Consider the following 26,949-nt stretch of genomic DNA (forward strand, 5'->3'; position numbering starts at 1 on the left):
CAGAGCAGCACAATGGGCAAATACGCCGCATACAGGCAATGAGCCTCCAGCTTCCCAAGAAAGATAAAAACAGCGCTCTGGTAAACAAGGCTGGCGTCAAGCTGATGATCTGCGCAGGTGTGGCTTTAATGCGCGGAGATCTAGAAAAAGGGATGGACCTGGTGGGAGACATGCTGAAACGGCTGGACAAAGCCCCAAATGGTTCCGTTGTCGGCACACTGGAAGACAAAAATGGCCTGCTTGTAATGCATAAGCAAAAGTTTTCAAAGGGAAAGGAAGCCATATTGTTTGAGATATTCCCGCTAATTCTCACCATTGAGTAGCCATGCTTGACACGATGCCTCCTTGCGGGGCATCGGGTTTCTTAGGTGCTAGAAACACCTTGATTCAACAGCGGTTCCACACCCGACAGCTTGTGGTTTTTTTGCGTCTACTGGAAAAAGACGCAGCTATGGAGTGTTACGGCTCCGGGTGTGGGCTAATACAATACCCTTCTGAGAAATAGGCCCGGCTGTCTTGCGGCAGTTTCTAGCACCCGGAGCTTTTTGTGTTCTGCAGGCTCCAATAGAAAAAACCGCAAGAGGTGCCTCATGTCCCAGTCAATCAGCCAAGCGCAGTGCGCGCCCCCGGAAAACGTCATCATGCATCTTTACCACACGGCAGCGGCTATGGAGCATCTGGCCGGAACCCTGCCTGAAGGTATGGACGGCCTGGCCCACCTTATCGGCAAGTTGGGAAAGAATGTTGAGTTCTGCGCCATCCTGCTTGATGATGCCCGCCAGATGCAAAAAACTAGAGAAAACGAGAACCCCGCCCTCATATGAGAGCGGGGTTCTTATCATTCCTTTCACTGTATTACTGTTTTATTTAGCAGCATACTGGTGGACGGCAGGAGGACTGATATCTAAAATTTTAGCAATCTGTGCTTGAGATATCTGATGCTTTAGACAAATCCTTACAAGTTCTTGCCCAAATTCAGTTAACCTCGTGCCGTTTTTTGCCGTTGATCTTATTACGTGTACCAACGCGGCCTGAGCCTCAAGCTGCCTTATTTCTTCTGACAATATTTTCAAAGTTGAATCAACTGACATAATAGCCCCTTTGTTTGTTAATAATATTTTGCTTAATGTTATTAATATTGTCAAGATTGTTAAAAAGTTTTCTGAGCAAAAAATCTATACCTCGGATAAAAAAACCGTGCAAAAAGACCCCCGCCCTAGTAATCCCCCCAGAAAAAAGTCGCATCTCAGGGTGTGCCTGGAACCATAAGCACGTGTATCGAATTTACCGAGAGCTGGAGCTGAACTTGCGCATCAAGCCTCGAAAACGTCTCAAGCGTGATAAACCTGAGGAATTGAGCGTACCTGAATCTGTGAATCAGATATGGTCAATGGATTTTATGCATGACCAGCTCCGGGACGGGCAAACGATCAGACTTTTGAACGTTATTGACGACTTTAACCGTGAAGGGCTTGGGATTGAGATAGACTTCTCGCTTCCAGCCGAACGCGTGGTGCGAACACTGGAGCAAATCATCGAGTGGCGTGGCTGCCCGCAAGAAATTCGCTGTGATAACGGCCCGGAATACATAAGCGCCCGGCTCTTATCGTGGGCAGAGAAGCGGAACCTTGCAATACGGCATATCCAACCGGGAAAGCCACAGCAGAATGCCTACATCGAACGCTGCAACCGGACAGTTCGTTACGATTGGCTGAATCAGTATCTCTTTGAATCTCTGGAAAAAATACAAGGGTTTGCCACGGCCTGGCTGTGGACATATAATAATGAGCGACCACACATGGGCATTGGCGGCATCACCACCCCAGCCATGAAACTTAAACTGGTAGCATAGGCTCTACTTTGAAGAGCTACTAGAAAGGGGATGATTACCCATCCCTGTGGCTTTTTCGGAAATAAAGCCCTTCCCGTGGCCGTTCTGGCGCACCATTATCCAGATGTGCCGAATCTTGGCGACATGACCAAGATTGATGGAGAGCAATACTATGTGGAGCAGTTGACCTTATTGTCGGCGGCACCCCCTGCCAGGATTTCAGCGTTGCCGGAAATCGCGCCGGAATGACCGGAGAGCGTGGAGGCTTGGCCCTGCACTATCTCCGCTTGGTTGATTATGTGTCACCGCGCTGGATTGGTTGGGGAAATGTTCCCGGAGTCCTTTCCAGTAATGGGGGGGACGAGGCTTTGCCCTCCTTGTCCACACATTGGGCAAACTCGGGTATGGGTGGGCCTACAGAGTGTTGGACGCACAATATGCAGTGCGGCGACGTGAATTATACTATTTCCATAGTGAGCCTGTAACTTTCGTATGGCAATCTTGACTGCAGTTTCTACAGAACATCTTTTGCTTTAAAAATAGTCAATCATGGGCTAAAAAACGTCAGCTGCCAGTGACACCTACAAAGGAGGCAAACATGGCAAACTGGAAAGAGACTCTTGATGCAAGTATGGGCACCATCGGAACGCTGGCTAATGGCAACTCCGGCATCATAGACGCGCTGGAAGTTCTGGGTAAAGCGACATCAAGCAAGGGAGCTTTGGACGAAAAAACGCGCGAGCTTATTTCCCTGGCTGTTGCCGCAACAACCCATTGCGAGGGCTGCATTTCCGTGCACGCAGATGCCGCGGTAAAAGCAGGAGCAAGCCGTGATGAGTTGCTGGAAACCCTGGCTGTAGCCATTAACCTGAACGCCGGGGCCGCACTGGTGTATTCTTCTAAAATTCTTGAAGCCTTCGACCAGTTTTCTGCCAAATAGGCCCGCCCAAATAGCTTTTGCAGGGGGGCGAAAGTCCAAATCCTTCCCCATGACCAGATATAAGCAAGCGGTTATCTGCATTTTGCAGATGACCGCTTTTGTTTTTGCGACCATTTTGCGACCAATCGCGCAAAATATTCTTTGCTCCGCACAATAATTCTTCCCCTCCTCCTTCGAGCCCGCTTTATGCTGCCCCAATCCTAACCTGTCAAAGCCCTTGTGCGGCCAGGCTGTCCCTTCACGACACATATCTGCCACTTTTCCCTCGTATATTTACAATCATACTTCATACTTAGCATCCTCATTGCGACACGCATGGCCCTTTTTGCACCGCCGCCAGCGCCAATTTGCTTCCGCAACCTGTCGGGCATTTTCGTGCCCGTAAAAAAAGCATCGGCAAGCCGGACGTCCATGTCTATTCTTGGGCAGTATTCCACAAAGCCAGAGAGTTGCGCTGCTGGACATAATACAAACAGTTTTAGTATCATAGATACAAGATAATTGCTTTTGTAATATAAAACATAGCTTTACACTGGAGTATGTTCATGTTCCACTGTATGTTACGCATCAGCCTCTGCTCTCCGGAGCCAATGCTTGAAGCCGCGTTCAGGGCTTTGCAGGCTGATGCTGACTTCAGGCACAAGGTAACCTTCAGTGCTGAAGCGCAATCCCTTTCTGCGACGGATCGGGCCGGAGAAGATATTTTTTTCATAGATTCCACGCACCTTTCCGTGCTGCCCGACCTTAAAAAAACAGCCAAACCCGCAGCGCGTATAGTCCTCATCGACACAGCAGGCCAAGAAGCCGCCTTGCAAGAGTCCCTGGTTTCCCTGCTGGACGATATCTGGCCCTTGCCGGCAAACCCGGACGTTGTCGCCCTTAGGGTCAAAGGTTTGCTGCGCGACGCGCTGCTGCGCAAAGAGCATGCGCTGTTGCAGCATTGCCTGGAAACCACCATCGATACCACCCCCGACCTGATCTGGTTCAAAGACATCCGGGGTGAGCACCTCAAGGTCAATCAGGCTTTTTGCCGTTTTGTGGGAAAAAGCAAAGAGGATGTCATCGGGCGGGGCCACTACTATATATGGGATATTGAACCGGACGAATATGCGCAGAGCGAATACGTCTGCCTTGAGACCGAAGAGGAGGTCATTGCCCGTGGCGTGACCTGTACCTTTGATGAATCGGTGAAAACCAAACTGGGCATGCGGCAATTCAAAACGCGCAAGTCACCCATATTCGACGAGCACGATGTCATCATCGGCACGGTGGGCATTGCCTATGACATGACAGATATTACAAAATCGAGCGCAGAGGTTGAAATAATCCTGCAAAACCTGCCTTTTGCAGCCATGATTTTGGACGAAGAAAACAGGATTGCCAACGCGAATCAAAAGTTTCTGGATTTTTTCCGCTTTGAGAACGTGAAAGAAATTTTGGGCAGTTACCGCTCAAAGGTGCGCGCCATTGCCATCAAGGACCACCACTTGAAGCAGGTAGGCGACCACCTTGAAATACGGTCATGGAAAAAGGGCGAAGAAATCATCCTTGAGTCATACGAAAAAGAAATCGTGGACATGTTCCAAAACCGCATCGGCAAGCTGGTCATTTACAGAGATGTGACATCGGAGCGCAACTCAAAGCAGATGCTGGAACGCAGCGCCAATACTGACGAGCTCACCGGACTGTACAACAGAAGATATTTTTACAGCCAATTGCCGGAAACAGTCGCTGTTGGCTCGGCGCTGCTTTTTGTGGATCTGGATGACTTCAAAAAAGTCAATGACACGTTTGGGCATCGTGCCGGGGACGACGCCCTGAGGCTGACGGCCCGGCTTTTGAAAAAACACTTCAACGAAGCCCTCACCTCTCGCATCGGCGGTGACGAATTTGTTCTGTATCTGGCCAAGGTCCACAGCGTGGAACAGGTGGTCAACCGGGCATGCCGCCTGCAAAAGGCCATGAAGTCCCTTTTTACAAAAAATACGCCCTGGCAGGGGCTGTCCGCCAGTATTGGCGTCGTTGTGACTGATACGGACGACGTTGGTCGGGACGAACTGGTGCGGCGCGGCGACACTGCCATGTACGAGGCAAAGCGCCGGGGGAAAAACAGGGTGTGTCAGTACCAGCACAAGATGGAAGCGCCGCACGATGAACCCCCCTCCCCTTTGTGTGCCGCACCATGTGCCCCCTGCCACCAACGTGAAGTTTGCCGGGCCAAAAAACAGACTGCCCAGATGCGCAAATAGGACCGTGCCGCAGGGGCAATATCATTTTTAATCGCTTTGCGGGGCCCCTTTGACAACGAGGGGTACCTCTCGCACTCCCCCACGGCCCCACGCCCCACTCCTTCACGCCCCATTTCTTCACGGCCTCACGGCCCGCTCCCCCAATCCTCCACGCCCACGGCCCCACGGCCACCCGTAAATTTTTTTCAGTAACCCCCGGTTGTTACTGCCGCCATAGAGCTTGCGCGGGTGTTGCCATCGCGCCTTAAAACATACCATAATAGTATTAATTAAACAATACCTAACCAGTTTTATTGACGAATATGATGCAGCCTCAAAATATTTATGGTAGAGGTAAAAAATACCATCTTACTATGATATGGGCCTGCAACTGCCGAGGTTGCACGTAGTAAGCGAACCGTTTCAGGGCGAAAGACTCTACTTTCAATTCGGGGTTAATTGTATGAAAAAATTGCTTATTCTTGGTGCTGGCGCTGGTGGAACCATGATTGCCACAAAGATGAGAAAGTTATTGAGCGAAAGAGAATGGGAGATAACCCTCATCGACCGCGATCCCATCCACCACTATCAGCCCGGCTGGCTGCTGGTTCCTTTTGGAGTCGACACGCCGCAGGGTTGTGTGCGCCCCAAGAAAGACTTTATCAGTCGCGGCGTTAATTTTGTCATCGACACTATTAACGCGGTAGATCCCATATCCCGCAAGGTAGAATGTCAGAACGGCACCTACACCTATGACTGGATAATCATTGGCACTGGCGCAAGAATCGCTCCAGATGAGGTCCCCGGCCTGCTGGACGACTGGGGCGGCAAAATCCACAACTTCTACACTCCCGACGGCGCGGCCGCCCTGTACGAAAAGCTGAAGCGCTTCAAGAAGGGCCGGCTCGTTCTGCACATCTGCGAAACCCCCATCAAGTGCCCTGTGGCGCCTCTGGAATTCGTATACATGGCAGACTGGTACCTGCAGAAAATGGGCGTGCGCCAGAATGTGGAAATCGAGCTTGTGACCCCGCTGACAGGCGCTTTCACCAAGCCCGTGGCCAACAATATCCTTGGCGCGCTGTGCGAACAGAAAGGCATCAAGGTCACGACCAACTGGACCGTGGACAGCGTTGAGGCCGACCGCGCCGTCATCGCGTCCGTCACCGGCGATGAAATCCCCTACGACCTGCTGGTGACCATTCCCCCGAACCTGGGCCAGGAATTCCTCATTGATTCCGAAGTGTCCGACGTGACCGGCTATGTGGATACCGACAAGGAACTGCTGCGCGCCAAGAAGTTCGACAACATGTACATAGTTGGCGACGCCACCAACGTGCCCGCCTCCAAGGCCGGTTCGGTGGCCCACTTTGAAGTGGACGTCATCGCCCAGAACCTGATGTCCGACATCGAGGGCACCGACAACTACTACCGCTTTGACGGCCATACCAACTGCTTTATCGTCACGGGCTTTGAAAAGGCCTCGCTCATCGACTTCAGCTACGCCGTGGAACCCCTGCCCGGCATGTTCCCCCTGCCCGGCGTCGGCCCCTTTGAACTGCTGGGCGAAAGCCACATCAACTACTGGGGCAAGCTCATGTTCAAATGGGTGTATTACAACCTCATGCTCAAAGGCCACGAACTGCCGTTTGAGCCCAACATGTACCTTGCAGGGAAAGATACCTCCTTGCTGCGCAACAAGTAGGTTGGAGGGTATATGACACCTGAAGATAAAATTCTCGAACGGCTGAACGCCATTGAAGATCGGCTTGCCGACCTTCAGGCGGGCAAGGAAAACAGCAGCCTGCTGATGGAGCAGTTGACGCCCATCGGCAACCACGCCTTCCGCCTTATGGTTGAAGAGATGGAAGTTCTCAATGGCCGGGTTACGCTTGACGACATCCTTGACCTGGCCAGAAAGGGCTTGCTGACAGTCCCCAGGCTTACCTGGCTTCTCGACCAGATTGAAAACGCTACTGACCTGTGGCACGTGCTGCATCCCGCCGTGGGGCAGACCTTCCCGCATATCGTTGAAAAAATGGGCCAGTGGGAACAGAAGGGCGTGTTCAAAAAGGCGGCCGCCCTCAAGGATGCCGGCGGCAACCTGCTGGACGGCATGACCCCCGAGGACATCGCCAAAACGGGCGAAGGCCTCGCCTTTGTGACCAGCCTGATGCAGCGCCTTGCCGAGCCGGAACTGCAAAGCAAGATCACGGCCATGCTCGACCTCATGAGCGCCATCGACACGTCAAACGTGAAACCCGCTGGCGTACTGTCCCTGCTGGGCGCGCTGCGCAGTCCCGAAGGCAGGCAGGCTCTGGGTCTGGTGGTGGAAGTGCTGAAAGCTACCGGAAAATTCTCTGCACAAGGGAATTCGTCCAAATAACGCTATTTGTATGACAGGGCGGGCCGCAGGTCTGAGCCGCATGTCGGGAATCTTCCGATTCCGTCACGGCATGGGGCCATTCACGCGGTCCGCCTCTGCCTATTTTTTCAATTATAAAATACTTACATTCCAAAATATTATCTAAAGACCAATTTTTTCTTATACCAAATTCTTCAAAAAGGTATTGCAATGAATTCATTTCAAGCTTAGGAGAAAAGAAAAAAAGTGGTGATGTTATACTACCATTTGTGTAGTATATAATAATATAGAACATGCAATAACTGTTTTATATAAAGGCGTTGCATGCCCACGGCAAAAGAGAAAAAGATCCGCCATATCGTTGAAGTTGCTACAAAGCTTTTTGCAGAAAAAGGTTATGCAGCTGTTTCTGTAAGAGAAATTTGTCAAGCATTGGATGTCAACCTTGCAACGATATCTTATTACTTTGGCGGAAAGAAAAAATTATACTTGTATGTTCTCAGATCACAGTTCTTTTTTTATGAAAAAGTGCTGGATAAAATAAGCCAGGAAAGTAACTCTGCCACCGAAGAATTACGCCTTCTTTTCAAGCAGGTTCACATCATTCACGAAACCTGCCCCTGGCTTTCAGTTATCGCCACACGTGAAAGCTGTGCGCCCAGTGAAGAATTCTGCATTGCTCTGCGAGAGCATGAGCAAAAATACAATGGTGGGCACATAATTAATCTCATTCGGCGTGCGCAAAAAGAAGGCAGTATTGATAGCTCCATAGACCCTTTCTATTTATCGCGTATTTTTAGTATGTTATTGAACAGTTTTATTATCGTGGAAAACATGTCTGCCATACTTGAGCCAGATTTCAAATTCAATCTGAACGACTACTTTGCTACCGTTTCAAAGCTTCTTTCTTTCAGCGTCCTTCTCGATTCCTGACAAGCAAATTTCAACTGATTACCGAGAATCCGTGATCGGTAAAAAATTGTGACACAATTTTAAACAAACGTTTGTTTGAATAGGTGGCGAAAAAAGAGGTACTAACACTCGGGCGCCCGACGAACCGCAGGGTGCCTTACAAAAAGGATGGTGCTCTTATGCGTAACAGCGTCTTTGACCTTATGTGTGAAGAAGACTTGACCAACCTGAAAATTCAATATGACTGGCACACTGGAACATCTTGTCTGTATGCAGCCAAAGAATGGGATGAAGACATAGACTGGACCCAGTACAATAAAACGTTTACCGCCTATCACATCCTTACTCCCAGCGCCCACTACTACGGCACTGACGACACTCGCGCCCTTTTCCGCAAGCATAAGATCGAAGCATACCTCGACCAGATCATCGCCATCATGGCCAGTGGCCGCAACCTTATGGAAGACTTCTACTACTGGAAGAAAGAAGACGTAAGGTTTGTCAGCAACATCCATAGCCTGCGCAGGGGGCTCAACAACAGGCTTGACTGTGTGGTTATGGGTGCTCTGCGTCGTCACCCGCGCGAAGAAGATGAAATAGAGATGCTCGTAGACGGCATGAATCTCGGCCGCGCAATGGCCTTCAAAAACTTTGCGGGTGGCCTGCCTATGGGTGGCGCAAAATGTACCGTGCAGCAAGATGAACTGGATGTGAACAACCTGGCCAACATCGGATTCCTTGCCTATGCACTGGATCGCACCCGCGACAATGCAGGCCCGGACATGCGCATGCCCACCAATATGGTGCACCCGATGAACCAGCACTTCACCCTGAAATTTACCGGCGACCCCAAGGGTCCCTTGGGCGAATCGGGAACCCCCACTGCCTATGGCAGCTTCATTGCCTCCAAGGAAGCCGCAAGAATGGTCTTCGGCTCCCCTTCCTGGGCAGGCAAAACCGTGGCTATCATGGGTTTGGGCGCTGTGGGCTTTCCCCTTGCCAAGCACTACCTTGAAGAAGGCGCCAAACTGACCGTAAGCGACATTTCACCCAAGGCTATTGAAAAACTGCTGACGCTATACCCCAACCATTCCATCAAGGTTGTTCCGACAGACGAAATTATTTACCAGGATGTGGATTTGCTGGCTCCGGCCGCCATCGGCGGTCTTTTCAGCGACGACAACCTGGACAAACTGCGCGCCAAAATCATCATCGGGCCAGGCAACAACCAGATCAAAGCATCCAGCCCTGAAGAAGAAATAGCCCTTGCCCGCAAGCTTGCGGCCAAGGGCATTCTGTTCCAGGTGGAATGGTTCCACAACGTGGCTGGCGTCATGTGCGCCTTTGAAGAGTATTTGCACCAGGAAAAAGCCAGCAAGGAGGCTCTTTACAAAAAGATCGACAAGATCTGCGGTGAAAACACGCGGACCAACCTCGAAGAGGCCAAACGCTTGGGCATTACCCCCACAGAACGCTGCTACAAGGTAGCATCCGAAGCTATTTATGACACCAAGCCAGCCTGGCATGCCGTCTAAGGTCAATCTTGCCCCACGCAGCGGCATTGTTTCGCTGCGTGGGGCAGCACATCCCAACGAACGCGAGAGCATGTTATGACAAAAAAACTGATGAGCGGTAATGAAGCTGTCGCCCGCGGTGCATTCGAGGCCTGCTGTCGGGTAGCGGCGGCCTATCCGGGGACGCCCAGCACTGAAATCCTTGAAAACATTTCACAGTACGCCGAAATCAATTCACGTTGGACAACCAATGAAAAAGTTGCGCTTGAAGTTGCTTCAGGCGCATCCATAGGCGGCATCAGAGCGCTAGCCGCGATGAAGCACGTTGGCTTGAATGTCGCGGCCGACCCTCTTCTGACTATGGGCTACATTGGCGCACTGGGCGGCCTGGTTATTGTTTCTGCTGACGATCCGGGCTGTTACAGCTCGCAGAATGAACAAGATAATCGCCTGTACGCTCCCTTGGCCAAGGTGCTCATGCTTGAGCCTTCTGACAGCCAGGAATGTCTGGAATTTACCAAAGAGGCTTTCGCCCTGAGTGAGCGCTTTGATACGCCAGTGCTTCTGCGCCTGACAACCCGCATCTGCCATTCAAAAAGCATGGTGGCAGAGGGAACACGCGAAGAAATCCCCCCGATCAAATATGAGCGTAACCCCGCCAAAAATGCCATGCTGCCGGCCCATTCACGCCCACGCCATGTGGTTGTTGAACAAAGGATGCGTGATATTGAGCAGTACGGAAATCACTGCCCCTATAATCGCATTGAACGGGGTTCCGACAAGAGCATCGGCATTATAACCAGTGGTGTTTCCTACCTGTATGCCAAAGAGCTTTTTGGCGACAAGGCAGCTTTCCTCAAGCTGGGTCTTACCAATCCGCTGCCGCATGATCTTATCGATTCCTTTGCTCGCTCCGTAGACAAAATCTACGTGATTGAAGAAGGCGAGCCATATCTGGAAACAGCGGTAAAAGCGCTTGGCCATACCTGCCACGGCAAGGATATGCTGCCCATAACCGGCGAACTGAGCTTGCACACCCTGCGCGAAGCGTTTTTCCCCTCTACCAGCCCGGAAGGCTGCGAAGCCATTGCCGTTCCCGGGCGCCCACCAGTGCTCTGTGCTGGCTGCCCGCACCGCGGCTTTTTCCACATGATTGGCAAAAAGAAAAAGAAAATACTCTCCTGTGGCGACATTGGCTGCTACACACTGGGTATCCAGCAACCACTTAACGGCATGGACACTGTCGTTTGTATGGGCGGCGGCTTCTCCATTGCCCTTGGTATGGCTGAAGCAATGAAGGCTGCTGGCGACACCAGAAAGATCTTTGGTGTTGTTGGTGACTCCACGTTTTTCCATTCTGGCATGACTGGCATGGTGGACGCCATCCATAGCAACGCCAATGTCTGCTTCTGCGTGCTGGACAACAGCATCACGGCAATGACCGGCCATCAGGAAAATGCAGGGACTGTCGTGGATGTTCAGGGTCAGCCTGCCACAAAAGTCGATATTCAAAGCGTCATTGAAGGTATGGGCGTTCCCCGGTCAAAAATAACCGTTGTTGATCCGCTGGATATGAAGGCGGTTGGCGAGGCGCTGGACGAAGCGATTGCTACGGAAGGCTTCTCTGTCATTATAACAAAACGGCCCTGTGTGTTGATCCGTTCACTGCGCAAGAGCATTGTTAAAGCGCCGTATTCAGTCAATATTGAAAAATGTAAAAAATGCAAAACGTGCCTCAGTGTTGGCTGCCCCGCCATTTCTATGCATGCTGAGGGATATTCTCAGATTGATGCTACGGCCTGCATTGGTTGTGGATACTGCATGCAAGTATGCCCCTTCGGCGTCATAACCCGTGACGAGGAGATTGCACAATGAAAACCCAAAGCTTATTGCTCATAGGCGTCGGCGGGCAAGGAGCCTTGCTGTTTTCAAACATTCTTGCCGCCGGACTGATGCAGTGTGGGCATGATGTAAAAATGTCTGAAATCCACGGCATGGCTCAGCGCGGCGGTAGCGTCACCACGCAGATCCGCTTTGGTCAAAAAGTTTATGCCCCTGGCATAGGTTTGGGCGAAGCCGACTATGTGGCCGCCTTCGAAAAAATGGAAGCCCTGCGTGCCCTGCCTTTTCTTAAACGCGGGGGCACCCTTGTGGTCAATAACCACGAAATATATTCAATGCCCATTGCCTCAGGAAAAGAACAGTACCCTGATGATGCCTTGGAACTTCTTAAAGCAGCAACACCAAGCACACTGGTGATCAACGCTGAAGAAATCGCAACACAGCTTGGCAATCCACGGGTGCAGAATGTGGTTTTGCTGGGGGCCCTTGTGCGGGCCATGAATCTTCCAAAGGTTGACTGGAACGCCTGCATTTCACAGATGGTTCCCGCCAAAGCCAAGGAAGTGAACCTGCAAGCCTTTACCCGTGGGTTTGAACTGTCCACCTAGCCAAAAGCAACTCCGTACAAGCATTACAAGACCTGGGAGATACCATGCCGCACATCCTCGCCATCAACCCCGGATCAACAAGTACCAAGATAGCGGTATACAAAGATGCGTCTCCTTTATTTACGGAGAATATAACGCATACGCCCGGTGAATTGTCTGCGTACAGTTCGATCATCGACCAGTATTCATTCCGGTTTGAGCTTATTCTGGCAGCGCTCGAAAAGCATAGTGTGCCACTGGACAGCATTGACGTGGTTGTTGGACGCGGGGGGCTGTTGCCGGCTTTAGATGCCGGGGCATATCTGGTTGACGAGAAGATGCTGGAGTATCTGCGCCGCGCCCCCAGAGGAGAACACGCCTCCAACCTTGGAGCCTTTCTTGCCAAGGGCGTGGCGGATAAAGCCGGGGTTAACGCGTATATATATGATCCTGTAACAGTAGACGAGATGATCCCCGTAACCCGTGTTACCGGGCTGCCCTCAATACAGCGGCGCGGCATGGCGCACAACCTTAACATGCGAGCCTGTGCCATAAAATACGCGGAAGAACGGGGTAAAAAGTATACCGATCTGACCTTGATTGTAGGACATCTGGGTGGCGGATTTTCATTCACCCTGCATGACCACGGCAAGATGATCGACATGGTCTCTGATGACGAAGGACCATTTTCTCCCGAACGTGTCGGCGGCATACCTTCCTTTGCACTCATGAACTATGTTCTGGAAGCCGGGCTTGATGCCAAAGCCTTCATGCGCAAGTTCCGGGGGCAGTCTGGCCTCATCGCCCATTGCCACACTACCGACGCCAGAGAAATCGAAGAAAGCATCCGTCAGGGCGACGCCCAGGCAGCGCTTGTGTATGAAGCAATGATACTCAACATTGCCAAAGCGTTGGCCGGACTTTCCACGGTTGTATTCGGCAATGTCGAGGCCATCATTCTGACAGGCGGTCTGGCATATTCCAACATGATCGTCGAACAAGTAACAAAGCGTGTCAGGCATATTGCCCCTGTTGTTTGCATGCCAGGCGAAAATGAAATGGCAGCTCTGGCTGCTGGTGCCTTACGGATGCTAAAAAAAACAGAAAAAGCAAATGTCTTTCCTGAAGAGGTTAACGCAACATAGTCGCACCCCCCATTGGGCACATTTTGAGCCCGTTCCCCAAAGGGAAAAGAACGGCACAAAATTTTTTTGCCCCACCCTAATCAAGACGGAGCGCGTATGAGTGATCTTCAAAAGTCTGATACTTCGCTACAACGGGGACTCAACAATAGACATATTCAGTTGATCGCGCTTGGTGGTGCCGTTGGCACAGGCCTGTTCCTCGGTATTGGGGGAGCCATTTTTTCAGCTGGCCCCTCGGTTCTTCTTGGCTATGCCATTGCTGGCTTGTTGGTTTTTCTTATTGTACGTCACCTGGGCGACATGGTTACTGAAGAGCCTGTTGCTGGTTCTTTCAGCTATTTTGCCTACAAGTATTGGGGAGATTTCCCAGGCTTTTTATCCGGCTGGAACTACTGGATACTCTACGTTATGGTGGGAATCTCGGAGCTGACGGCAGCTGCGGCATATATGCAGTACTGGTATCCGGGACTTGAAACGTGGAAAACTACCCTGTTCTTTTTCGTTGCCATCAACCTGATCAACCTCGCCACAGTCAAGGCTTTTGGCGAAATGGAATTCTGGTTTGCGCTCATCAAAATTCTGGCTATCTGTGGCATGATCGCCATTGGTGGTTACATTTTGTTACTTCAGCCCGACCTGGTTCCCGGCGCTACCGTCAGAAATCTTTGGATGCCCCCCACCGTGGGTGCACACGCAGGCGACCCGGCGTATGGAGGATTCTTCCCCAAGGGCATTGGGGGATTGATACTGGCTGTACCCATCATCATGTTTGCTTTTGGTGGCCTGGAACTCGTCGGCATCACGGCGGCAGAAGCAGATGATCCCAAAAAAGTTATCCCCAAGGCCATCAATCAGGTTATTTACCGAATTCTTATTTTCTATATCGGCACTGTTGGCATTTTGCTATCGCTGTATCACTGGAGCAGCCTCCACGCCACAGACAGTCCCTTTGTAATCATTTTCAGCAAAATTGGCTTTAAAAATGTGGCGCATGTGCTCAATTTCGTGGTACTTACAGCGGCACTTTCCGTTTATAACAGTGCCGTTTACTGTACAAGCCGCATGTTGTACGGCCTTGCTCTGCAAAAAAATGCACCCGCCTTCTTTGCCCGTACCGACAAGCGCGGCGTTCCATACGCGGCCATGCTTCTGGCTGGTGTGGTGACATTCTGCGTTGTCCCCCTCAACTATTTCATGCCAAGCTGGATCGACGCCTTCCACACGGCCATGTCTGTTGTGGTTTCGGCTCTGGTCATCAACTGGGCCATGATCAGCCTGGCTCATCTCTTTTTCAGACGTAAAATGGACAAGGAAGGCATTAAGACATCCTTCCCTGCCATTCTCTACCCATACAGCAACTACTTCTGCTTACTTGCTGTCATCGTTGTGTTGTCCATCATGGCCACTCCGCAAATGGGTATGCGCAGTGCAGTTATTGCGGTACCCATCTGGATTGCCCTTGTGTACGTTGGTTACCGGATATCCAAACGCAACAAGTAACGCGGCTCTGAAAGGCCCAGCGTAGCACGTTTTACCTCTATCCACCCATCACTGGAGCTATCAAAATGGAGTATTATAAAAACTGGGATGAAGTCATTGCAAACGTTTCCGAGTTTCCGCACCCGGAACGGCTGGTGATTGTCTGTGCGGACGATGCCCACGCTCTTGAGGCAGCCCAGAAAGCCGCCGCGCACGCAACAGTGGCCCCCATTCTTGTGGGCGACAGAGCAAAAATCGAACCCCTGGCTGAAGCTGCGGGCATGGATCTGACCAGGGTTCCCGTGCATCATGAGCCTGACAACGACAAGGCCGCGGCGCTGGCCGTTTCGCTCATACGCGAGGGCAAGGCCGACTATCTCATGAAGGGGCATATTGAAAGCAGCGCCCTGCTCAAGGCCGTCGTCAGCAAGGAGCACGGCCTCACGCGCGGCAGGCTGATCAGCCACATCAGCTACATCGAGGTGCCCAGCTACCACAAAATGATCGCCATCACGGACGGCGGTATGGTCGTCTACCCCACCCTGGAGCAGAAAAAGACCATCATGGATCACGCGGTCAACATGCTGCTGACCATGGGCTACAACAGGCCCAAGGTGGCCGTTCTCGCGGGCATTGAAAAGGTTAATCCCAAGATGAAAGAAACCGTGGACGCGGCGGCCCTCAAAGAAATGAACCGCAAGGGCGAGATCAGGGATTGCGTGGTGGAAGGCCCCATTGCCGTTGACATCGCCCTTTCCAAAGAAAAAGCCCGACAAAAGGATTTCGTCAGTGAAGTGGCGGGCGAAGCGGATATTCTGCTTGTGCCTGACCTGTGTTGCGGCAACTGCATCGCCAAAATACTGCTCGAAATGGCCGGAGGCAGAATGGCTGGCGTGGTTGTGGGCGCTTCCGTGCCCATCGTGCTCACGTCACGCTCTTCATCTATGGAAGAAAAATATCTCTCCATTGTCATCTCCGCCGCCTTCAGCGCCAGAAAAATCAAAAATCTTGGGTAAATGAAGTTTGTTGTGGGGAATGTTTTGTGGAGAATGCTTTGTGGGGGAGGGACCCTTTTGCAAAAGGGTCGCCTCCCCCACGCCCCCACCCACTAAAACTCTTGTTGTACGTCAGTATAAGAGTACAGCGGGTTTCCTGATCTGAAGGGAGGCCAGATGCAGCGCTTCCGGCATCACGCCACCGCAGTAGGCATCTGCTCCTGCGCCTAAGAATTTGGCCGACCCCGCCAATGCCCAAACAGCGCCAAAACATCCCCAAAGTCGCGCCAACCAGCCCCCCGGCTTGTATTTGGCGGCTTTTTGGGGGAAGATTACAAGATCGGTTCCGGCGTCACCGTATCCGAAGTCCGGCATCCGAAGTCCGGCATCCGACGCGCGGCGCCCGGACAGGCAGCTCCATACCGCCACAACGGCATACCGCAACCTCTTCAGGGGCGCCGGGCACATTCTGGCAGTCCCTGCATACTTTTATTGGCCCCGGAGTTTTTTCATGCTTACCTTTGACATGGCCGCCACCCTCGCAATCCTTGCGGGGGCCGTCATTCTTCTTGTCACGGAAGTTATACGCAATGACGTGATCGGCATCCTTATAGTTCTGGCGCTGACATTCAGCGGCGTACTCACGGTGCAGGAATCGCTTTCGGGTTTTTCCAGCCCCACGGTTATCATCATCAGTTGCATGTTCATCGTTGGCAAAGCCATACTGCACACCGGCGTCGCGCAACGCGTGGGCGACTTCATCATCCGGCGCGGCGGCAGAAACGAAAAACGCCTGCTGACCATGATTATGGGCGCGTCAGCCTCGGTGGGCGCATTCATGAGTTCCACGGCCACGGCCGCCATCTTTATTCCCATTACCCTTGCCGTGGCGGAAAAAACCCGCATCAATCCCAAACGCCTGCTCATGCCCCTGGCTTTCGCCTCCCTCATCAGCGGCATGATGACCCTGGTAGCCACCACCCCCAACATCATCGTCAACGGCATTCTGCGCGAGCGCGGCGCGGAGACGCTGGGATTCTTCAGCTTCACGCCTTTTGGCATAGTGATTCTGGCACTGGCCATTGGCTTCATGATGCTGTTCGGCCAGAACATGCTGGCCCCCAAGGTCGCGCCCGCGGAGCAGAAAAAGGGTCTTTCCATTGACGACTTGCTGCGCTACCACGAAATCAACAAGAGCTTGTCTTTCTTGCACATCCCAAGAGGTTCCGACCTTGTGGACCGCAGCGTCGCGCGCATGCAGCTCAGCGCGCGCTTCGGCATTACCCTGCTGGCGGTGGAAAGCGCCGGGCAAGGACGTAAACGGGTCATCACCGCCGCAAAACCCGAAATGGTGTTGCAGGCAGGTGATCTGCTCATGCTCATCGGCACCGACGCACAGTCGCAGGCCTTTATCAAGGAGTTTTCGCTGGAACGGGTTTCCGCCCCTGCCTCCAGGCGAAAAAGCTTTTTTCAGGTGGTGGGCCTTGCGGAAGTGATGCTCAACCCCGAATCCTCACTTATCGGCAAGTCGCTCAAGGAAACCCTTTTTCAGACCACGTTTCAAAGCATGGTGCTGGGCATCCGCCGCAAGGGCAAAACCCAGACCGAAGAACTGGCGGACATTCCGCTGAAATTTGGCGACGTGCTGCTGGTCTGCGGCGCATGGGCTGACATCCTGCGCATGGAACGCAACAAGAGCCAGTACCTGCTGCTCACCCTGCCCCAGGACTACAAAGAGGTTGTTCCCGCGCCGCAAAAGGAAAAAGTCACCCTGGCCATTCTGGGCGTTATGGTCGCGGCCATGGCCTCCGGCCTGCTGCCCCCGGTAACCGCCATCCTTGCCGGCACAGCCGCCCTGGTGCTCGCGTACTGCGCGCCCATGAACTCCATCTATGAAGTGGTGGACTGGCAGACCGTGGTAATGCTCGCGGGAATTCTGCCCCTTGTTCTGGCCTTGCAGAAAACAGGGCTGCTGTCGTTGGCTTCGGACGGTTTTATCGGCCTTCTTTCAGGCAGCGGGCCTTTCATGGTTCTGGCGAGCCTGTTTCTCATCACGGCCATACTGGGCTTCTTTCTTTCCGGTACGGCGGTCGCCGTGCTTGTGGCCCCCATGGCGGTTGATATCGGCCTGAAACTTGGCATCAGCCCGCAGGCCTGCGCCATGACCGTGGCCATTGCCAGTTCCGCCGTCTTTGTGTCTCCGCTTGGGTCCGCCGTGCATCTGCTGGTGCGCGATCCCGGCGGATACGTGGCCAAGGACTACGCCAAGGTCGGCACCCCGCTGCTTGTCCTCTCCCTGCTGGCAACGCTGGCGCTATGCTGGTTCTTCTATTTGCGGTGATCAACCGCTCGGCCTTTAATAGCAACGTCTTTGGGGGCGTGGTCAGGTTGAAATGCCTTGTGGGTGAGGGGCCCTTTTGCAAAAGGGTCCCTCACCCACACCCCCACCCCCTAAAACTCTTATTGTGCGCTAGTATAGTGTACGGTGTTTTACCGATCCGAGCCGGGGTTTCAGAGAGTGAAGCTGCCCGGCAGCACACCATCACAACGTGTAGCTGCGCTCAATCTGCAACAACTTCCGGGCGCTGCTTACTGTAACACGACATCCCGCTTGCAACGCAAAAGACCTCCTGACAACAGGAGGTCTTTTGCGTTGCGGCCATTCGACCAATGCGCGAAGGGTTCGGCTTTGGCCGCCTCCCGCTAGGAGCGCCATGGTTTGAGGCATCAGATCAGCCGACAAAAAACACCTGAAACAGCAAATACATTCCCCTTGTATGCCATTAATCCCATCTCTTTGAATTCACAGACAAAAAATATTTGCGCGCTTTTTATTCAAAAAGCAATTGACATTCGATTTCATTTTTGTAGACTCACCTAAACAAATTAGACAAGACTAACTTGGCGGACAGCCCAACCCGCAAAGGAAAAATCATGCACCTCCATACGCACGGCTCATCCAATGCCACGCAGACCGGCATTACCAAGTCATCTACTCTGAATTCGCTCACGCGGCCGGATCCTGAAAAGTTCTTCGCCAAAGAAGGGGTCTCTTCGCTCTCCCACGCCTTTGAGGGCAAAATCGCCGTTCATCCTGGTCTGGGCGGCAACACCACGTCTGACGCGGAAATGCAGTCAGCGCTTGACGGCCTGCTGCAAAAACCTCTGGCCGGGAAAACCGTGGCCTATATTCATGTGCCCTTTTGCCAGACCCACTGCCTGTACTGCGGGTTTTACAACAAACCCTACCGGACCGACGAAAGTCGGTACTATACCGACGCCCTGCTGGCCGAACTGGCCTTGTGGCGCGACAGCCCCGCTGTGCAGAGCGCGCCGGTGCACGCCCTTTACCTTGGCGGCGGCACGCCCACGGCCCTGGAAGCCCATGACCTGGAACGGATACTCAAGGCCGCGCGTGAGACCCTGCCCCTGGCCCATGACTGCGAAGTGACCGTTGAGGGCCGGTTGACCAACTTTGACGCCCGCAAGATGGAAGCCTGCTTTGCTGGCGGAGCCAACCGTTTTTCGCTCGGCGTGCAGAGCTTCAACACCAGCATTCGGCGCTCCATGGGCCGCATTGGCACAGGAGAAGACATGGCCCGTGGGCTTGAGCAGCTCATGAGCTACGACCAGTCCGCCGTTATTGTTGACCTTATTTACGGCTTTCCCCGGCAGACCATGCAGCACTGGCTTGATGACATAGCCATGGCCCAGTCGCTCAATCTTGACGGGGCCGACTGCTACCAGCTCAATGTGTACGGCCAGACCCCTCTGGGCAAGGCTATCAAGGATGGCAGCATTCCTCCCGCTGCGGCCATCCCGGAACAGTCCGCCATGTTCGCCGCCTCGGTGGAAACCATGACAACGGCCCGTTACCGCCGCCTTTCCATCAGCCACTGGGCGCGCACCTCCAGAGAACGCAACCTGTATAACCTCTATGTCAAAGGTTCCGCCAACTGCCTGGCCTTTGGCCCTGGCGGCGGCGGCAACTTTGCCGGCAACTTCTACATCAACACCCCGGACTACGCATCCTGGCTGCAACAGGTGGCCGAGGGCCGCAAACCCCTGAGCATGCTGCAAACGCCGCCAGCCCACTACTTTCTGTTCAGAGCCGTGGCCGAAGATATGGAGCAGGGCTGTCTGAACCTGTCCGCCCTTGAAGGCCGCTTTGCCCTGCCCCTTGATGCCATCTGGTCTCCCCTGCTCACCCAGTGGCAGCGCGCGGGTCTGGTCATGCAGGATCAGGGGCGCGTCACGCTGACTCTGGCCGGACAGTTCTGGCAGGTGAACCTTTCACAGCTGTTGCTCAATTATCTCAAACTCGTACTGGAGGAAAACGATGATCTTGCTGCGTAGTCTGCGCAGGCATGCTCTACCCCTGGGTCTGGCAGGGGCACTGTTCTGGAGCGCCCCTGCCCATGCCGAACCTCTTCAGACCGATACCGTCAAGGTATCAGCCTCGCGCGTTGAAAAAGAGCTGCTGGACGTGCCCATGGCCGTAAGCGTGGTCACTGAAGAGCAAATCAAGCTTTCCCCCGCAGCCACGGTGGGCGGAATCTTGCAGGATATTCCCGGCGTGCAGGTTCTCAATTCCGGGGCCCAGGGCTTGAAACGCATCGCCATACGCGGCGAGAGCCCCAACCGCGTGCTCATCCTCATCGACGGCCAGAAGATCGCTGAAAACAAGTCCATGGACGGTTCGGCCCTGCTTGTGGACCCTGCCATGATTGAAAGAATCGAAGTCATCAAGGGTCCGGCCTCGGTGCTGTACGGCTCCGAAGCCATGGGCGGCGTCATCAACATCATCACCAAGAAGGGCGGCACAAAACCCATTCAGGGGCAGTTAACCACAAGCTACAACGGCTCCACGCGCGGTTTCGACGAAAGCCTCTCGCTCTATGGCGGCTACGAAGGCTTTAAATACAGGACCACAGGAGCCAACACCTATCAGCACAACCTGTCCACACCTGACGGCGAGGCCAAGCATTCCAAGTTCAAGCAGCAGTCCGGGTCCGCTTTTCTGAGCTATGATTTCACCCCCCATCTCACGGTGGGCGGCCTGTATGAGCAGTTTTACAGCGAGATTCTCGCCGGCAACAGAAAAACACCCAACTTTTTTGTCGATATTTCTCCCTGGGAACGCAAAAAGGCCGCCGTGTTCGCCGAAATCAAGGACGTCACCTCCTTTTTGCCGCGCCTGCGCATGGATGCCTTCTGGCAGCACAACCGGAAAAAAATGCTCAACCATGTGGAGCAGGGCGAGGCCATGCTGATGGACAACCACGCCAACAACAAAAACGAACAGTGGGGCGCAAGCCTTCAGTCCGACTGGGCCATTGGCGAGAACAACTACCTTATCGCCGGCTATGAATTCAACAGGGACGGTCTCGACGCCAAGACTGACCAAGCGATAACGGCCACAGGAGTCAAAAAAGGTGTTCTTACAACCACCTTCATAGACACTAACTACAAATACAAGGGCTACATGGACACCCATGCCCTGTACGCGCTGATGGAAAGCAAGCTGCCTTGGGACTTCACGCTGTCTTACGGCGTGCGGCAGACCTGGGTAAGTTCTCACATGACCACGGCGGAGGGCAATAACCGCGTTCAAGTAAGCACCAAAGGCAGGACCATGCCACCGCAGTACGGCAGTGCTGACGCTGGCGCCACTGGCGACACATGGGAATCAAACCCCGTATTCAATGTTACGCTCATGTGGCAGGGCATTAAAGACCTGGCCCTGCGCGCGGGCTTTTCGCAAGGGTTCCGCGCCCCCAACCTGCAGGACAAATATATCATCTCCAGCATGGGCGGCGGCACGGTATATCCCAATCAGGACCTCAAGCCCGAAAAATCCAATACCTGGGAACTGGGCGCACGCTACTTCGCGCACGGTCTCAGCCTTGACCTCACGGGCTTCTATACCGTGGCTGACGATTATATTGCTTCAATGCAGGACAGCGACACCTCGTATCGCTACCAGAACGTCAGCAAGGCCAAGACCCACGGCGTGGAGTTCAGCGCGGGCTATGACCTGCCCTTCGGTTTTACGCCCTACGTCGATGTCACCTGGATGAAGCGCGAATTCAACAACGACCAATACAAGACATGGAAAACCGGCACGCCCGAATGGACTGGCCGTACCGGCGTGCGTGCGCTGTACCCCGTCAATGACAGCCTCGACATCATTGGCGACGCCTACATCCGCTTTGCCAGCAAGACAGAACTGGAAAGCGGCACGCCCCGCACCACATATTCCAGTGACGCATGGACCACGGCCAACGCCATGCTTGGCGTAAAATTCGGCTCTGAAAAGCAGTACACCGTTGTCGGCGAAGTGCTCAATATCTTTAATCAGGAATATACGCTTAATACTGGCGATTCCATCTACGAACCCGGGGTGCATGCCAACCTCAAGGTCAGCGTAGAGTTTTAATTATCGGGCCCGTCTCTTTTGATATTGAATTTCATATTCAATTAATGTAAGAGACGGGCCAGGAGCTACATCATGAAGTCCACGGTCAACCGCTACTGGAATGCCCATGAGCTGGTGGTCATCGGGGTATTTTCGGCAGCCGCCAAAATTTCCACCCTGCTGGTGGCTCTGGCCGGAGGAGGCATGAACCCCGTGTCCCTCCTGCTGAAAAACCTCGTCTTCACCACACTCTTGATAGTCATGCTCTATAAGGTGCGCAAACCCGGCACCCTGCTGCTTTTCACGCTTATCAACATGCTGGTGAGCGCATTGCTGCTCGGAACCAGCCTCACGCTGCTTCCGGCCATGCTTCTGGCGGCCCTCATTGCAGAAACGGCGGCGGCCCTGACGGGCGGGCTCTCGCGGCCCTGGGGGCCTCTGGTGGCTGTGGCCGTGTTCGACCTGCTCTTCCGCATCTGTTCTCTGGGCATTTCCTGGCTGGTCATGCGTGAAAATCCCGCCATACTTGTGGCCGCCGTGCCCATTGTGGGTCTGGGATACGTGGGCGCGCTTATCGGTCTTTTTACCGGCGTAAAAGCCGTCAGGGAGCTGCGCCATGCAGGCATCGTACGCCAGTAACCGTCCCTTGCCGCAAGGCTGGCTGTATGAGGCCGACGTGCGGGCGAAAATCGGGGTGAGCGCACTTGCCTCGCTGGGAACCCTGGTCACCTCCAACCTTGAAGGGCAACTGCTGCTGGCAGGGGCGTCGCTGTGCTACGCCCTGTGCATGCGCAGACCCCTGGCCCTGCTCGCCGCCTACGCTGTGCTGGCCGCCATGATCTGCATTGCCATGGGCTGTGTATGGATTATGGGCAAATTCTCGCCCCGGCTCATGGGCAACATGAACTATATATCCCTGACCATTCCCTTTCTGCGGGTGCTGACCATGCTCCATGTGGTGCTGCCCCTGGCGCTTTCCAGCCGGGTGCAAAACCTGCTGGACGCCCTGCGCGGGCTCAAGCTGCCCTTCTGCATCTATCTGCCGGCCGCCGTCATCCTCCGGTTCATCCCCACCTTCATAAACGACGTGAAGCAGGTGACGGAATCCCTCAAGATGCGCGGCTACCGGCTGAATCCGTGGACAATGACGCGCCATCCCGCGCTCAGCATGCGCCTGTTGCTCACGCCGCTGCTTTTCCGCTCGCTACGCACGTCTGAAGACCTGGGCGTCGCTGCGGAACTCAAGGGCCTTGGCATGGGCGAAAAACTCACCCCCTACCGCAAAAGGGCCTGGACCAGCCGCGACAGCCTGCTGCTGGCCGCCGCACTGCTTGTGGTGACCGGCGCCATTGCCTGCCAGTACACGCTGGGCGGCTCCACCCTGGGAGGTATGCGCTGATGCTGCGTTTTGAAGATGTCAGCTATACCTATCCTTTTCAGGAACATCCGGCGGTGAGCCATATCTCGCTGCACGTCAAGCCCGGCGAAGTGGTGCTCTGCACCGGGGCCAGTGGCTGCGGCAAATCAACGCTCATCCGTCTGGCCAACGGCCTGTGCCCCCTGCATTTCGCGGGCACACTTGAAGGCCGGGTGCTGGTCAACGGCGTCTCCACCCTGGAGCAGGATCTGCCCCACCTGGCGCGGCAGGCGGGCACGCTTTTTCAGGACCCGGAACAGCAGTTCTTTGCCCTCAACGTGGAGGACGAGCTGGCCTTTGCCCTGGAGTGGCAGGGCATGCCCGTGGAACAGATGCACGAAACCGTGAAGCGCTCGGTGCGCGAATTCGGCCTGCATTCGCTGCTGGGCGCATCCCTTCATGAACTGTCCGAAGGGCAAAAGCAGAAGGTGGGGCTCGCCACCCTGTGGACGCAAACGCCGCAGGCGCTCATTCTGGACGAACCCACCGCCAATCTGGACCCGGAATCCACCGTGGAACTGGCCCTGCAGCTCAAACAGCTCAAGGCGCGGGGCATGGCCATCCTTGTGGTGGACCACCGCCTGTACTGGCTGGCCGACGTGGCCGACAGGGTCATTGTCATGCAGGACGGGCACATCCGGGAGCAGGGGGAATTCTCCCTGCTGCACGACGCGGAACTGCGCGCCCGCTACGGCCTGCGTGAAGCCAGCGTGCCCGACGTGCGCCACACCCTGCCCTCCTGTTCCATTGCCGGGCAGCACCCGGTGGAGGCGCACAACCTGACCTATGCCCACACCGGGCAGGAGCCGCTCTATTGCAACGCCCGCTTTGCGCTGCCCTCGGGCATCACGGCGCTCATCGGCCCCAACGGCACGGGCAAGACGACTCTGGCCCGCGTGCTGGCCGGGCTGAACCAGCCCCAGGCCGGAGAAATCACCATGGACGGGCTGCCCCTGAACCCGCGCCAGCGCCTTGCGGGCACAGGCATTGTGCTGCAGAACGCCGACCACCAGTTGCATATGCGCACGGCCCTGGCCGAGGTGCAGACCTGCCTTGACCTCGCGGGGCAAAAGAGCGGCGGCGACGCCATGAAACTACTGGCGGCCTTTGGCCTGGAGCCCCTTGCCAGCCGTCATCCCCAGTCCCTTTCCGGCGGCGAAAAACAGCGCCTTGTCATTGCCTGCGCTCTGGCCAAAAAACCCCGCCTGCTCATTCTGGACGAACCCACAAGCGGTCTGGACGGGCAAAACATGTCGCGGCTGGCGCAGGCGCTGGAATCCCAGACGCAGGACGGACGCTGCATCCTGCTTATTACGCATGACCTTGAACTGCTGGCCCGCATGGGCCGTCATGCCCTGCGGCTGCCCCTGCCGCCGAATATACGCGCAACCGGTGGACAAGGGGAACGCACCGACACACAGGAAGCCGTCACCACGGCCGCATAGAGGAGAATTTCAGATGAGTACCTGCACTACAGACGCTGCCGGGGCCGAAAGCCTGCGCCAACAGGTGGAAACACTGCTGACCGAACAGAAAATGGTCATGCTCGACACCATTGCCCGCCACTGCGGCGTCAGTGAACTGGCCGCCGCCCGCGCCCTGCCCGGCCACATGAGGGCCTTTGCCCCCGCCGCGGCCTTTGACGACGTGTGGCAGGGGCTGACCCAATGGCCCGGCGCGACCTTCATCATGCGGCACGGCCGCAGCGTTGTGGAAATCAAGGGGCGCATCCCCGGCGGCAAGCATGCTGGCGGCTACTTCAATCTTGAGCACGGCCTCCCCCTGGGCGGGCATATCTGCAGCGACGAGGTGGCCCACATCTGTTTTCTGTCGCTGCCCTTCATGGGGCTCGAAAGCCACAGCGTGCAGTTCATTGATGCGGCCGGGGCCGTCCTGTTCGCCATCTATGTGGGCCGTGAAAACAAAGCGCTTATTCCCGAAGCCCGCGACGGATTTTTCGCCCTGCGCGACGCTTTCGGCAAGGAGGACATATAATGAAAAGTCTTGTGGTCTATTCTTCGCGCACCGGCAATACCCGTAAAATAGCCGAGGCCGTGGCCGAAGCCCTGCCCGGCTGCCATCTGCACCCGGTGGAAGAAGCTCCGCAGCCCGAGGGCTACGATCTTGTGGCCGTGGGCTACTGGGTGGACAAGGGCATGCCTGACGACGCCGCCAAAAACTATATGGAGCGCATCAAAAACAGCACGGTGGCCCTGTTCGGCACGCTGGGCGCGTGGCCGGACTCGGAACACGCCGCCCAGTGCAAGGTGCAGGGCGAGGCATTGCTGACCGAACCCGCGCAGGGCAATACCGTGCTTGGGACGTTTCTTTGCCAGGGCCGCGTAGACCCCGCCGTGGTGGCCATGATGCAGAAAATGGCCAACAACGGCCACCCCATGACTGAAGAACGGCGCGCCCGCCTTGAAGAGGCGGCCAAACACCCCGACGCGGAAGACTGCCGCAAAGCGCGTGAAACCTTCACGGATTTTGCCCGCGCTCTTGGCTCAAAGCCTGACGCTGAACTCGCCCGGAATAACGCATAAGGATACCAGCCATGAATTTGGCCGCCATTTACAATACCATTGGCCCTGCGGGCTGCGCCCTTGTGGTTGTGGGCTGCGCTGGCGTGTACATCGCCTTTCGCACCTATTTTTATCTCGCTCTGGTCTGGCGCAACTTCCAGCACGGCTTTCTTGACCTGGAAAATACTGGCGAAAGCCGCTGCCTGCGCAACAACAACAGCGACAACCCGCTGATCGCCATTGTGCGCGACGTGGTCAAGACCCACAGCGGGCATTCACAGGACATCAGGGCCGAGGTGGCCTATCTGTTCCACCGCAATTTCGAGCAGACCACCAAGAGCCTGTGCTGGCTGCGCCTTGTGGCCATGATCTCCCCCCTGATGGGCCTTCTGGGCACGGTGCTTGGCATGGTGCGCGTGTTTCAGGCCATTGCCGACACAGCCACCCCCGACCCTGCCCAACTGGCGGCAGGCATATGGGAAGTGCTCATCACAACGGCCATGGGCCTGAGCGTGGCCATTCCCATGCTGATTGCCTATTACTTTCTGCTGCTCAAGTTCAAGGGTTTTCATATTGAAGCCGTGGAACACAGCTACCGTGCCCTTGAGCTTTGCCAGGGGTCGGCGCGGCATGCCCACGCCGTCGTGCCCGCCGTGCCCGTCGTGCCTGCCGCGCCAGCCGTGAAGCGCACCGTGGCTAACACCCCCGCGTCATGCCCTGTCAGTCCGGAACCGGAATCCGCATAAGGAGATCC

At 54.8% G+C, this 26,949-nt stretch carries 25 protein-coding genes and 1 pseudogene; 25 read left to right on the plus strand and 1 reads right to left on the minus strand.

What is annotated here, in order from left to right; all coding sequences use genetic code 11:
• The first annotated feature begins 38 nt into the window (after positions 1-38).
• Both DESU86_RS03790 and DESU86_RS03795 read left to right on the plus strand, forming a co-directional pair.
• Positions 39-323 carry a hypothetical protein gene (locus DESU86_RS03790; protein WP_179979830.1) on the plus strand — a complete coding sequence of 95 codons (285 nt, stop codon included), beginning with the start codon at positions 39-41 and terminating at the stop codon, positions 321-323.
• Positions 324-590: 267 nt separating this feature from the next.
• On the plus strand, positions 591-824 hold the full coding sequence (locus DESU86_RS03795; protein ID WP_179979831.1) for a hypothetical protein: 234 nt from the start codon (positions 591-593) through the stop codon (positions 822-824).
• 39 nt (positions 825-863) lie between these two features.
• Here the strand turns inward: DESU86_RS03795 and DESU86_RS03800 are convergent, their stop codons facing one another.
• Positions 864-1,091, minus strand: a complete 228-nt coding sequence (locus tag DESU86_RS03800) for a hypothetical protein (protein ID WP_179979832.1) — start codon at positions 1,089-1,091, stop codon at positions 864-866.
• 152 nt (positions 1,092-1,243) lie between these two features.
• Here DESU86_RS03800 and DESU86_RS03805 point away from each other — a divergent pair.
• From DESU86_RS03805 to DESU86_RS03910, 23 genes and pseudogenes are all read left to right on the plus strand, one after another.
• Positions 1,244-1,852 (plus strand): annotated as a pseudogene (locus DESU86_RS03805) (IS3 family transposase); the annotation flags it as partial.
• A 30-nt stretch (positions 1,853-1,882) separates the two neighbouring features.
• Positions 1,883-2,080: a hypothetical protein gene (locus DESU86_RS14475; protein ID WP_232088250.1), complete on the plus strand. Its 198-nt coding sequence runs from the start codon at positions 1,883-1,885 to the stop codon at positions 2,078-2,080.
• Entirely contained in the window at positions 2,023-2,316 is a 294-nt protein-coding gene (locus DESU86_RS14480) for a DNA cytosine methyltransferase (protein WP_232088400.1), read from the plus strand. Before DESU86_RS14475 ends, DESU86_RS14480 begins: the two co-directional genes overlap by 58 nt.
• A gap of 113 nt (positions 2,317-2,429) precedes the next feature.
• Complete coding sequence (locus tag DESU86_RS03815; protein WP_179979833.1) at positions 2,430-2,771, plus strand: carboxymuconolactone decarboxylase family protein; 342 nt, start codon at positions 2,430-2,432, stop codon at positions 2,769-2,771.
• A 545-nt stretch (positions 2,772-3,316) separates the two neighbouring features.
• The gene (locus DESU86_RS03820) at positions 3,317-5,020 is read left to right on the plus strand and encodes a sensor domain-containing diguanylate cyclase (protein ID WP_179979834.1); all 1,704 of its coding nucleotides are present in this window, start codon (positions 3,317-3,319) and stop codon (positions 5,018-5,020) included.
• A 442-nt stretch (positions 5,021-5,462) separates the two neighbouring features.
• Positions 5,463-6,704, plus strand: coding sequence for a type III sulfide quinone reductase, selenoprotein subtype (gene sqr, locus DESU86_RS03825; protein WP_179979835.1), 1,242 nt, complete (start codon positions 5,463-5,465; stop codon positions 6,702-6,704).
• 12 nt (positions 6,705-6,716) lie between these two features.
• Complete coding sequence (locus DESU86_RS03830) at positions 6,717-7,385, plus strand: DUF1641 domain-containing protein (RefSeq protein WP_179979836.1); 669 nt, start codon at positions 6,717-6,719, stop codon at positions 7,383-7,385.
• Positions 7,386-7,688: 303 nt separating this feature from the next.
• Positions 7,689-8,297 carry a TetR/AcrR family transcriptional regulator gene (locus tag DESU86_RS03835; protein ID WP_179979837.1) on the plus strand — a complete coding sequence of 203 codons (609 nt, stop codon included), beginning with the start codon at positions 7,689-7,691 and terminating at the stop codon, positions 8,295-8,297.
• A gap of 158 nt (positions 8,298-8,455) precedes the next feature.
• Positions 8,456-9,811, plus strand: a complete 1,356-nt coding sequence (locus DESU86_RS03840) for a Glu/Leu/Phe/Val dehydrogenase family protein (protein ID WP_179979838.1) — start codon at positions 8,456-8,458, stop codon at positions 9,809-9,811.
• Positions 9,812-9,886: 75 nt separating this feature from the next.
• Entirely contained in the window at positions 9,887-11,665 is a 1,779-nt protein-coding gene (gene iorA / locus DESU86_RS03845; RefSeq protein ID WP_179979839.1) for an indolepyruvate ferredoxin oxidoreductase subunit alpha, read from the plus strand.
• Positions 11,662-12,240 (plus strand): indolepyruvate oxidoreductase subunit beta, encoded by a 579-nt coding sequence (locus DESU86_RS03850; protein WP_179979840.1) that lies wholly within the window; start codon positions 11,662-11,664, stop codon positions 12,238-12,240. The genes iorA and DESU86_RS03850 overlap by 4 nt, the downstream gene beginning before the upstream one ends.
• A gap of 44 nt (positions 12,241-12,284) precedes the next feature.
• Positions 12,285-13,364, plus strand: coding sequence for a butyrate kinase (gene buk, locus DESU86_RS03855; protein WP_179979841.1), 1,080 nt, complete (start codon positions 12,285-12,287; stop codon positions 13,362-13,364).
• Positions 13,365-13,460: 96 nt separating this feature from the next.
• Positions 13,461-14,864, plus strand: a complete 1,404-nt coding sequence (locus tag DESU86_RS03860) for an amino acid permease (RefSeq protein WP_179979842.1) — start codon at positions 13,461-13,463, stop codon at positions 14,862-14,864.
• 65 nt (positions 14,865-14,929) lie between these two features.
• Positions 14,930-15,859, plus strand: coding sequence for a bifunctional enoyl-CoA hydratase/phosphate acetyltransferase (locus DESU86_RS03865; RefSeq protein WP_179979843.1), 930 nt, complete (start codon positions 14,930-14,932; stop codon positions 15,857-15,859).
• A gap of 490 nt (positions 15,860-16,349) precedes the next feature.
• Positions 16,350-18,179, plus strand: coding sequence for an SLC13 family permease (locus DESU86_RS03870; protein ID WP_179979844.1), 1,830 nt, complete (start codon positions 16,350-16,352; stop codon positions 18,177-18,179).
• Between the two features lie 593 nt (positions 18,180-18,772).
• Complete coding sequence (gene hutW, locus DESU86_RS03875; protein WP_179979845.1) at positions 18,773-20,194, plus strand: heme anaerobic degradation radical SAM methyltransferase ChuW/HutW; 1,422 nt, start codon at positions 18,773-18,775, stop codon at positions 20,192-20,194.
• Positions 20,178-22,277, plus strand: coding sequence for a TonB-dependent receptor plug domain-containing protein (locus tag DESU86_RS03880; protein ID WP_179979846.1), 2,100 nt, complete (start codon positions 20,178-20,180; stop codon positions 22,275-22,277). The genes hutW and DESU86_RS03880 overlap by 17 nt, the downstream gene beginning before the upstream one ends.
• Positions 22,278-22,349: 72 nt before the next feature.
• The gene (locus DESU86_RS03885) at positions 22,350-22,895 is read left to right on the plus strand and encodes an MptD family putative ECF transporter S component (RefSeq protein ID WP_179979847.1); all 546 of its coding nucleotides are present in this window, start codon (positions 22,350-22,352) and stop codon (positions 22,893-22,895) included.
• Positions 22,873-23,655, plus strand: coding sequence for an energy-coupling factor transporter transmembrane component T (locus DESU86_RS03890; protein WP_179979848.1), 783 nt, complete (start codon positions 22,873-22,875; stop codon positions 23,653-23,655). Before DESU86_RS03885 ends, DESU86_RS03890 begins: the two co-directional genes overlap by 23 nt.
• Positions 23,655-25,118: an ABC transporter ATP-binding protein gene (locus DESU86_RS03895; protein ID WP_179979849.1), complete on the plus strand. Its 1,464-nt coding sequence runs from the start codon at positions 23,655-23,657 to the stop codon at positions 25,116-25,118. The genes DESU86_RS03890 and DESU86_RS03895 overlap by 1 nt, the downstream gene beginning before the upstream one ends.
• Positions 25,119-25,131: 13 nt before the next feature.
• Positions 25,132-25,668: a heme utilization cystosolic carrier protein HutX gene (gene hutX / locus DESU86_RS03900; RefSeq protein WP_179979850.1), complete on the plus strand. Its 537-nt coding sequence runs from the start codon at positions 25,132-25,134 to the stop codon at positions 25,666-25,668.
• Positions 25,668-26,216, plus strand: a complete 549-nt coding sequence (locus tag DESU86_RS03905; RefSeq protein ID WP_179979851.1) for a flavodoxin family protein — start codon at positions 25,668-25,670, stop codon at positions 26,214-26,216. Before hutX ends, DESU86_RS03905 begins: the two co-directional genes overlap by 1 nt.
• An 11-nt stretch (positions 26,217-26,227) precedes the next feature.
• Complete coding sequence (locus DESU86_RS03910) at positions 26,228-26,941, plus strand: MotA/TolQ/ExbB proton channel family protein (protein ID WP_179979852.1); 714 nt, start codon at positions 26,228-26,230, stop codon at positions 26,939-26,941.
• Positions 26,942-26,949: the final 8 nt, after the last annotated feature.

The organism is Desulfovibrio sp. 86 (assembly GCF_902702915.1).
Lineage (GTDB): Bacteria > Desulfobacterota > Desulfovibrionia > Desulfovibrionales > Desulfovibrionaceae > Desulfovibrio.